Genomic DNA, 9,424 nt, shown 5'->3' on the forward strand with positions numbered 1-9,424 from the left:
GGAGCATGGGGCGTACGAGCACAGGCGGCCGGAGGGAACAGTGCTGTCCCCGCGCAAGGGCCCAAGGACGCGCAGCAGGCATACCAAGCGAATTCCCTGCAGCCGCGACTGCGCTGACAGGAACTGGATGTCCTGCTCCCTCCCAGCAAGCAGCCTCGGTGCTCCTTCCTGGAGGGCTTCTCCCCGCACGCCAACACGCCCCATTCTCTTCGCTGGGCGTTCGAACGCATTGAAGGCCTACATCCCCAGCTACCCTATGGCTCCGGCCTCGGCCCGCACCGACACGGTTGCCCTCACCGAAGTGCTGATCTTCAACGCGACAACTACGTTGACACTCACCATGCACCTTCCCACTCTCTCTTGATAGTCTCGTCGGACCCTCCGCCTTTCTTCCCTTGGCTCGAACTCACTACGCGGCCACCCGGCCAGACGACGCAGCATTGTCTTCGTGTCCCTGCTCGCCTCATACTCTGCCCACGCGATCAAAGACGCCCGAGTTTGAATCAAGCCTGGCCCTACACGTGCCAGCCTGAATCTTTCGTGCCGTGATCAGGATGTGCGCAGGGTATTGGCTGCCGAAAGAACTACACATATGCTGGTGGGACCTCATGCCACGGCTCCATGCACTCTCCGTCTGCCCGTTCCTATTGGTGGCGTGCGCAACAACTCCTGCCTCAAGGCCTTCTTTGGGAGCGCCCGTAACTGAATCGGGACCGTCCTCCCAATGGCGGAGCACGGCCTCCCAGAATCTTTTTCGGAGCGATGCTGCAGCCCCAGAGAGGATCTTGGTATCAGACTCGGCTCCCGCAACTCCAAGCGAGGAATATGAGCCGAATATCAAAGACCCTTGGAAGTCACTTGCGTGCACGCAGGCATGCGCGGCCGGTGGTGAGGCCATGGAGTCGTTCTGTAGAGCGCTTCCTGACAGGACTGCAAGACAGAATGTGATCAGGCAATCATGCTGGGCGACTAGCAGGGCCTCCAAAGGAGCGTGCATTGTGTTTTGCAATGCGTATTTCGGTCCTCCCGCTAAATCTAACCGCTGAGGTGACATGTGCCCGAAGATGATTGGCGCCCGCAGTTGACTGTGATCGAAGCCCCTATCGCGGATGATTACTGGAGATACACTACTCCCGAGGGCAAACGGCGCACTTCAAGGCTCACGGTAGGGCGGCCTGTCCATTTCCCGCAGGAGCGCTGCTGGTACACGCCAGTGATGATCGAGGGGCATTTGACCAAGGTGACGCCTATCTTCGGTCAAGGTCCTGTGGATGCGCTCATGAATGCGATGATGTTCATCAGGCGGTTCAACGACGAGATGCGTGAAGTCGTGTCTGGAGTAAAGCCGCGCAAGGGTGTGAAAAAAGCGACCAGACAGAAGACACGACGTGGGAAGGTGCCCTCGGACAGGACGCGGCAAAAAACCGCACGCTCTTCTTCTCGTGCGAACCGGTGAAGCCCTAAGCACCGAGCCAGTTCTTGCCGATGGCTTGTCTGAGAGGTGTAGGCAGTTGCGACGATAAAGGATTCATTGATGGGCATCTCGCAGGTTAAGACTGATTTGGCTGCAGCGTTTAAGCTTCCGAATACGCCAGTTGTTACTTTTCGCGGCCCTTGGGGAGTAGGAAAAACCAAGGTCAAGCCGCGCTGTAGCCGCTCCGCCCACTCGTCTGGTCATCGAGGCCAGCCCAAGTGACGCGCCGGGCTGGGAGTATGACAAGCCCACGAACGTATCCTTCGACCACATCGCGCTTGATACACAATAGGCGGTTAGCTAAAGATGAAAATGCACATTGATCTGCAATGTCTTGTGGTGTTTTCTGGTCGGCTGCCTTTCGCGGATCATGTACACGCAAAAGCTACACACTGATCGGTCGATCGACTGTAAGCGTTCACGGGGTGGCGCTCGCATGAGGGGCCAGTTGGGCTGCGGACGGTGGGTCTCACCACGCTCGACGTGGGCCGGGGGCGGATTAGAAATACTGGGACGTGGCCACGCCCGACCCGAGAGATGCGCGTATTGCGGAGCTGGAGCGACTGCTGAGCGCGGCGCTCGCGCGAATCGAGCAGCATGAGGCTCGCATTGCGGAGTTGGAGGCGCGGCTGCGTAGCACCTCGCGGAATTCCTCGAAGCCTCCGTCCTCGGACCCGCCTGGTACGCCGCCCAGGAAGTCGGAGCCGACCGGGCGTAAGCCCGGAGGCCAGCCCGGACACAAGGGCCGCAAGCGCGAGCTGATGCCGCCGGACAAGGTGACGCAGGTGGTTGCGGTGCCCTCACCGGAGCGCTGCACGGGCTGCACCGGCCCCCTGTTGCGACTGGAGAGCACGCCTCCCGCACGAATCCACCAGGTGGTGGAGTTGCCGCGCATCGTGCCCGAGGTGAAGCAGTACGAGTTGCACGCTGGCTGGTGCGCCGGCTGCAACGCCTGGCGCTGCGCACCGTTGCCGGCGGGAGTGCCCGAGGGCAGCTTCGGTCCGCGCCTGACGGGCTTCATCGCTCTGGCCACCGGACGCTTCCGCCTGTCCAAGCGGCTGGTGCAGGAGTTGCTGGAGGACGTGCTGGGCGTGGAGCTGGCGCTCGGCAGCGTCAGCAACCTTGAGTACTTGGTGAGCCAGGCCCTGGCTGTCAGGGGCCGGGGTCATGGACCGCATCCGGGTCGGCCAAACGGATCGCGACTCCTGATCGCTCAGGACTGGCCGCTTGCGGCCGGTTGCCCTTCGCCCGCGCGCGGAGGGAGGGTCAAGGGCGCAGAACCGTTCAGGTTTCGGCGTAGCCGACCCTTGACGCTTCCGAGCACGCGGGCTGGTTGGAGTGATCGAGACTGCGATCCGAGGAGGTGACCCACGCGCGATCCGATGGGGCGGCCCATGACACCTGGCGGCGCCGGTGGATGAGGCACGTGCGTACGTGCAGGCGCAGCCGGCCGTGCACCAGGATGAAACCGGCTGGTGGCAGAAGCATGCGAGAGCCTGGCTGTGGGTAGCCAGCACCGCAGTCGTGGCGGTCTTCCTCATCGTCAAGAGTCGCGGCAAGGCCGTCGCCCAAACGATGCAGGGAGAAGACTTTCGAGGCACGCTCATCTCCGACAGGTGGTGTGCCTACAATTGGGTGCACGCCCTCAAGCGGCAGGTCTGCTGGGCGCACCTGGTGCGCGAGTTCGAGGGCTTCGTCGAGCGCGGCGGGGAGGCGAAGCGGCTGGGAGAGCTGCTGCTGGCCGAAGTCTTCGTCCTCTTCGAATGGTGGCATCTGGCGCGCGATGGGCTGCTCCAGCGCGCTACCTTCCAGCGGAAGATGCGGCCGCTGATGCGAGAGGTGGAGCGGCTCCTGTCGGAGGCCGCGGACGTGTGTCCGAAGAAGGTGGCCGGCACCGCCAGGGAAATCCTCAAGCTCAAGGACGCCCTCTGGACGTTCGTCTATACCGAGGACGTCGAGCCCACTAATAACGTCGCCGAGAGGGACCTGCGCCATGCGGTCATCTGGCGCAAGACGAGCTTCGGCACCCAGAGCGAGGACGGCAGCCGCTTCGTCGAGCGCATCCTCACCGTCGTGATGAGCCTCAGGAAGCAGGAGCGCAACGTGCTCGACTATCTCACGACCGCTCTCGAATCCCATCTGGACGGCACTCCCGCGCTCTCGCTACTCCCCGGCACGTAATCTCAGCTCACACTCGCGGCCGCCGGCCCCCGTGAACTCTTACGGTCGATGAAGCCAGGCTTGTTGATGGAAGCGGCGCGCTTGCCTTTGTCCTCGGCCAACAGCGTCCTATTTCGTGTCCGGGCGACAATGTGGTTGGAGGTGTCTCCAGTCAGCTTCCGGAATCGAGACATGCTTGGCCCCGCGTCAATTCATTGTCGTGGCGGGAGACTATCATCGCTGGAGCGTATGGCCTATCAGGGTGCTCAGGAACTCAGGTGCGGAACCGACCTGCCGCACCTGGGCATGTGCTCCCCCTGACGTGGAGGAGCGTGGAGAGGTCACTTCGTCTTGATGAAGAACCGGTGTTCCGACCACCAGTCGAAATGACCACTGCTGCGTGAGAAATAGATGCCACGGTCGGCATCGAGGACCTTCTCCCAGACACTGCCGCCGTCCTTCTTCTTGAGTTCGCCCGTCGGTTTCCCCAGGAGCTTCGTCGCCGTGAAATCGTTCACGCCCGAGGGCAGCTTGAACGCAAGCGGACCGTCGTAGTTCTTGCCGAGATGCACTTCGCGGATCACGCCGCCGCGCCCGACACTGACGGTGATGCCGCGCTTCGTGTCCTTCAGCTTCCCCTGGGTCTTGGGCAGCTTCAGCTTCTTCAACTCCGCCGGGAGCTTCGCGTCGCTCACATGCCTGCCGAGCAGCGACACCAGCCTGCGTGGAACGGACGCGAGCTTCTTCACGCCCGCGCTCACGACGGGCGCGGGCATGGCTTCGCGCTGGTATGTCCGCACGTTGAACTTCGCGGGCTTCGGCGCCTGGACCTGCTCGTTCGCAAGCCACGTGCGCAGTGCCTCGCGCTCGTGGTCCTGGAATGCCCTTTTCCTCAGCGCCCCTGGAACTTGGGCGGACGGCGCTCGGCGAAGGCGGAGAAGGCCTCCGTCAAATCCAGTGACTGGAGGAACGCCGAGTTCCACACCGCCACGTAGCGCAGCCCGTCCGCGATGGACTTGTCCGCGCAGTACTCCATCACCTGCTTGGCGCCTTGGACCACGAGCGGCGGGTTGTCCGCGATGCGCCTCGCCGTCGCCCGCGCCTCCGTGAGCAGGGCCTCGGGGGAAGGGAAGACCTCGTTGACCAGGCCCATGCGCAGCGCGCGCGCCGCGTCCACGTCACCGCCTGTGTAGGCCAGCTCGCGCGTGTTCCCCTCGCCAATGATGCGCGGCAACCGCTGGAGCGCGCCCAGGTCCGCGACGATGCCGACCTTCACCTCGCGCAGGGAGAACTTCGCCTCCTGCGAGCAGTACCGGAAGTCACACGCTGCGATGAGGTCCATGCCCCCGCCAATGCACCAGCCATGCACCGCGGCGATGACGGGCTTCCTGCACCGGGCCATGCCTTCCGTGGCCTGCTGCATCTCTCCAATCAGCTTGAGCAGCCGGCTGCGCTCCAGCGCCAGGTTGCTCTCGCCGGTGAGCAGCGGCCCCAGGGACTCCATCATCCCCATCAGGTCCAGGCCGTAGGTGAAGTTCTGCCCCTCACCGCGCACCAGCAGCACGCGCACGGCGTCGTCAGCGTCCAGCGCTCGGAGCGCCTCGGGCATCTCCCGCCAGAAGTCGGGGCCCATGGCGTTGCCCTTGCCCGGGCCGGTGAGCACCAGCTCGGCGATGCCGTCGGCCTTCTCGATGCGCAGTGACTTGTACGTGCCGTCCATCCGTTCCCTCCCAGGGAAGTGAGCGGACGGCACTTGAGCAGATGCCGCTCAGGCGGGCCAGAACCGGTGGCACTCCGCGCTCCATTCGGCATGGCGGGCGCGGCCGGACATCCAGGTCTTGTAGCGGTACTCATGGCGGCTGCGCTTCTGGAAGTAGAAGGACCAGCGCCCCGACTCCCGCACCCCGAACACGGTGCCGAACTGCATCAGCTCGTCCTGGTCCACCTTCCAGAACGACCGGAAGCCATGCGTGCCCACGTCGTACCAGGAGGCGCCGCTCACGCCGCGCTCGTATTCGAGCTGCGCGGTGCCCGCCGTGCTCAGCATGCCGGGCATGTAGTCATGCATTGACGCGGAGGCCGACGACTGCTGGCTGCCGCCCAGGGTCTTCCGGGCTGCGTTGAAGCGGGCCTCCATGACCTGGACCTTCGCCTGATACCTCGCCGCGTCGTTGGGCGCGTTCGCTCCCGCCGAGTTCGCGTTCAGGTGGTACACCGTCGGCGAAGCGGGGTCTCCGGTGACGAAGATGGAGCACCCCTGGAGGGCGGCGGTGACGAAGTAGTTCGCGTGCGAGCCCAGCCGCACGCAGTGGGTGCTGTCGAAGCCCCAGTGCAGGTAGTAGATGTCGAAGGACTGCGCGACCACGGGGCCGCCCACCACCAGGGCCAGCAGGTTGTGGTCCCCGTTGAACATGACGCCGGTGCCCGGCTCGGTGATGGGGTTCGTGTTCTCCGACAGGTCGACGGCCTCGTGCAGCGCCCCGCTGAGCACACAGCCCTGCGTGTCGTAGACCGTGGCCTCCAGTCCGTGCGGGTCCAGGTTGCGCTCGTGCATCAAGCGCTTCAACCCGACGAGCGACCGCTGCTGGGACGGCGGCGCCGGCACCGTGAGGGACGGGAAGACGGCCTGCTTCGAGGCCTTCTTCACCAGGTCTTGCGGCTTGTAGAGGGGAACGAGCGCCAGGGGCCATCCTCCGCGTTGGGGGCCGCGCGAGCATACCGCCATCGGCGTCAGGGCACGTCCATGGCCGTGGGATCCGCCTTCCAGCGCTGGAGCTGTTCCTTGGAGGGAAAGCCCGTCACGCGGTAGCGCTCCGGGTACACGCCCAGCTCGGGCATCAGCAGCGTTCCAGCGTCGCGCACCACGAGGTCCCAGCGGACCGCGGCCACCGGGGGCGCGTCGGGGCCCAGCGTCGCGTCGATGAAGAGGATGACGTCCGCTCGCGGGAGCAGCGCCTCGCCTTCGTTGGACCAGACGGTCTGACCGAAGTAGCGCCCCTCGGCGTCCTTCTCCGGTAGGAGGCTGGCGACGAAGACCTCGCTGTGCTCCTGCTCCTGTTGTTTCCGGAGCCTGTCGGTCTGGTCCTGGTAGCCGCGCACCTTGCTGGTGAACGCCAGGTTCTCCAGGATGCTCCGCGCCGGGCTCTTGGGTCCGGGGAGGAAGGGCTTCCATCCGTCGGCCGTGAGGCGCAGCGCGCTCCCATCCACGGGGCGCGGCGCCTGGACGCCCTCCAGCGCGGCCTCCGCCAACGTGAGCAGGCCCGTGGCGTCGTCGGCGCCGGTGATGAGCACCGTGTCCCGGTTGGGGACGACCACCACCGGATCGCCCTTCACCTCGCAGCCGCGCACCACGTCGTCCAGCAGCAGCCGTGAGGCACCGTAGCTGTCGTTCGTGAAGATGGCGCAGACGCCCAGGGTCAGGTGCCGGAGCGGCACGGCCTCCATCCGTCGCAGGTTGGCCATCGCATCGGCGCGGGCCTGCTCGTAGGAGATGCCCCAGCGCGCCAGCTCCTCCGTGGGCACGTAGCGCATGGCGTCCGGAGTGTCCTGGACGAGCGCCTCCGCCAGCACCTCGCCCACCGGCCGCCAGGACACCGGCGCGGACTCACCGGCCTGCTGGGAGAATGCCTCGAAGGTGTCGCGGGCACGCACCACGAGCCTCAGCAGGGGACGCGCCTGTTCGTAGGTGGCCGCGGCTTCCGGGAGCACGCCCGCCCGCCCCAACCGCGCGAGCACCTCGCCGCGCCGCTCGGGCGGGGTGGCCTGGTACTCGCGGTAGAAGTTCGCGAGGAAGAGGGACATCCCCAGACCGCCGTCCGGGGCGATGCGCTGGATGAGGAATTGCTCCGGGTCGTACTTCAGCTCGCCCGTGGGGTCCGCGTCGCGGAGGGCGGCCAGGGCCAACTGGACGTATTCATCCCGGTCGCTCCGCGCCGAAGACAGCGTTTCATGAACCTCAGGCGAGCCGTTGGCGAGGACCAGCGCGGCGATGAGCACCAGGGCCGACACACCGAAGCCGGCCACCTTCCACTGCGTGTTGCGTGACATGGGCCCGGCAGCAGACACCCGCCGGGCCGCATCGCGCAACCACGCCGCTCCGGCGGCCTCCCTACGCCGTCCGCGAGCGGCGGCGGCGCAGCAGCAGGGCCAGGGGCAGGAAGCCCCAGAGAGGCGCGCCCGTGGACGAGCACCCGCAGCCGGAGTCCTCGGGCTCCTCCGGAGCGCCCGTGCCCGCATCGACCGTCGTGCCCGCGTCCGGCCGCGTGCCGCCGTCGGTGCCTGCATCCACACCCCCGTCCGTGCCCGCGTCGCCGCCACCATCCGTGTCGCCGCCACCACCGTCGGTGCCGGCATCCACGCCGCTGTCCAGGCCCGCGTCGCCGCTGCCGGCGTCCGGCTTGTCCTCTTCCGGTGTGATGCTCAGCACCCGCCCGTGCACGCGGGTCACGTACAGGCCGGGGCCCGAGTCGAAGCGCTGGTAGACGATGACCGCCTTGTGGGGCGCGATCAGGGAGATGCTCGCCGGGTTCGCGTTGTCCTGAGCGGGCCACACGTCCAGCGGCGCGGGCGTCAACACCGTCCCATCCAGCGATACGCGCACCAGCTTGAGACCCATGAATGCATCCGACCCCTGCTGCCAGAGGACGGTGAAGCCGGAGCCGTCGAACATCGGCTGCGCGAACCGCTTCATCGAATAATCCGCGATGATGACCTTTCCGTCCGGGTCCTTCAGCGTGCCGTCGCTCGCCACGCGCGCGGCGCGGATCTGCGGCAAACCCCCTCCGTTGCGGTAGTCCGACCAGGTGACCAGGAAGTCACCATGCGCGGCGACGTCCGGCTCGTACTGGGTGGACCTCGCGGCGGAGATGATCCGCGGTGTCGCATCCACCAGTTGCCCGGTGGGGCTCACCCGGGCGGCATGGATGTCGTAATCGCCGTTGTAGTTCGCCCACACGACCAGGAAGTGGGTGCCGTTGAAGGCCACCTTGGGCTGGCTCTGCGTCTGGGCGGTGGAGGCAGGCCTGGGAAGCTGGATGGGGCTCGACACCGAGCCGTCCTCGCGAACCATCACCCCGGTGATGCGGCGGCCCGCCGCCTCCCAGACAACGAAGAAGGTGTTCCCGGCGCTGGCGACGGAGGCGGGGCCGGTCAGGGTGTACGTGGCGAGCGCGAGGGGCTGCGCATCAATGAGCGTTCCGTCCGCCCGCACCCGCTGGGCCTTGACGTCATAGCTGGAGCCCCCCTCGCCCCAGGCCACCAGGTACACGCCGTCGCCAGCGCTCACCGTCGGACTGACCACGTACGTCGGGGAGGGGAGGACCCGCACGCCGCCCATGGGCTGCCCGTCGGCGTTCAGCGGCTGGATCCGGATGCTGGCGGTGCTCGCGGCCTCCTCGCCCAGCTGATCCCTCCACGCCACGAGCCCGGTGCCTCCCGAGGAGGCCACGCTCGGCACGTCCTGGAAGTTGGCGCCCCAGGCCAGATAGCGGCCCTCTCCATCCACCACGGTGCCGTCGGTCTCGAAGCGTCCGGACTTGAGGCCGAACGAGCCGACGTACTCGGTCCACACCGCGCGCAGCCGCGTGCCGTCGAAGTAGAGGTCATGCAGCGCCTTCTGCCCCGAGTGGGTGAAGAGGGGCACCCGCGCGGTGTCCTGGGAGTAGCCCGGTTCCGTGGACACCCGAGATGTGATGGAAGGAGCACGGGATGTCCGCGAACGAGGAGAAGTCGAAGAAGGCCCGTCGGCCGCGCCGAGAGTTCTCGGTCGAGTACAAGGCCCAAGCGGTGAAG

The 9,424-nt window shown here is 66.4% G+C and carries 8 protein-coding genes; 3 read left to right on the forward strand and 5 right to left on the reverse strand.

All coding sequences use genetic code 11. From position 1 onward, the window contains the following. Positions 1-1,054: 1,054 nt before the first annotated feature. The 3 genes from D7V77_RS43415 (at position 1,055) to D7V77_RS37500 (ending at position 3,655) form a co-directional block, all read left to right on the forward strand. Positions 1,055-1,456 (forward strand): hypothetical protein, encoded by a 402-nt coding sequence (locus D7V77_RS43415; protein WP_147452283.1) that lies wholly within the window; start codon positions 1,055-1,057, stop codon positions 1,454-1,456. Between the two features lie 533 nt (positions 1,457-1,989). Then, the gene (locus D7V77_RS37495) at positions 1,990-2,841 is read left to right on the forward strand and encodes a DUF6444 domain-containing protein (RefSeq protein ID WP_120581041.1); all 852 of its coding nucleotides are present in this window, start codon (positions 1,990-1,992) and stop codon (positions 2,839-2,841) included. A gap of 46 nt (positions 2,842-2,887) precedes the next feature. Beyond that, on the forward strand, positions 2,888-3,655 hold the full coding sequence (locus D7V77_RS37500) for an IS66 family transposase (protein WP_158624563.1): 768 nt from the start codon (positions 2,888-2,890) through the stop codon (positions 3,653-3,655). A 320-nt stretch (positions 3,656-3,975) separates the two neighbouring features. Here D7V77_RS37500 and D7V77_RS37505 read toward each other — a convergent pair whose 3' ends face one another. The 5 genes from D7V77_RS37505 to D7V77_RS37525 all read right to left on the reverse strand — a co-directional run bounded on the left by D7V77_RS37505 (position 3,976) and on the right by D7V77_RS37525 (position 9,314). Beyond that, positions 3,976-4,410 carry a hypothetical protein gene (locus D7V77_RS37505; RefSeq protein WP_233597474.1) on the reverse strand — a complete coding sequence of 145 codons (435 nt, stop codon included), beginning with the start codon at positions 4,408-4,410 and terminating at the stop codon, positions 3,976-3,978. Positions 4,411-4,526: 116 nt separating this feature from the next. Beyond that, the gene (locus D7V77_RS37510; protein ID WP_120581043.1) at positions 4,527-5,354 is read right to left on the reverse strand and encodes a crotonase/enoyl-CoA hydratase family protein; all 828 of its coding nucleotides are present in this window, start codon (positions 5,352-5,354) and stop codon (positions 4,527-4,529) included. A gap of 48 nt (positions 5,355-5,402) precedes the next feature. Continuing rightward, complete coding sequence (locus tag D7V77_RS37515; protein WP_120581044.1) at positions 5,403-6,359, reverse strand: hypothetical protein; 957 nt, start codon at positions 6,357-6,359, stop codon at positions 5,403-5,405. 5 nt (positions 6,360-6,364) lie between these two features. Continuing rightward, complete coding sequence (locus D7V77_RS37520) at positions 6,365-7,681, reverse strand: hypothetical protein (protein ID WP_120581045.1); 1,317 nt, start codon at positions 7,679-7,681, stop codon at positions 6,365-6,367. Positions 7,682-7,742: 61 nt separating this feature from the next. Then, positions 7,743-9,314, reverse strand: a complete 1,572-nt coding sequence (locus tag D7V77_RS37525; RefSeq protein ID WP_120581046.1) for an MYXO-CTERM sorting domain-containing protein — start codon at positions 9,312-9,314, stop codon at positions 7,743-7,745. Between the last annotated feature and the right edge of the window lie 110 nt (positions 9,315-9,424).

The organism is Corallococcus sp. CA041A (genome assembly GCF_003612075.1).
Classification (GTDB): Bacteria; Myxococcota; Myxococcia; order Myxococcales; family Myxococcaceae; genus Corallococcus; species Corallococcus exiguus.

Excerpts from the sequence above, each read along its gene's own strand:
- D7V77_RS37505 (WP_233597474.1), bottom strand. The coding sequence starts at position 4,410 with ATGCCCGCGCCCGTCGTGAGCGCGGGCGTGAAGAAGCTCGCGTCCGTT.
- D7V77_RS37510 (WP_120581043.1), bottom strand. The coding sequence starts at position 5,354 with ATGGACGGCACGTACAAGTCACTGCGCATCGAGAAGGCCGACGGCATC.
- D7V77_RS37515 (WP_120581044.1), bottom strand. The coding sequence starts at position 6,359 with ATGGCGGTATGCTCGCGCGGCCCCCAACGCGGAGGATGGCCCCTGGCG.
- D7V77_RS37520 (WP_120581045.1), bottom strand. The coding sequence starts at position 7,681 with ATGTCACGCAACACGCAGTGGAAGGTGGCCGGCTTCGGTGTGTCGGCC.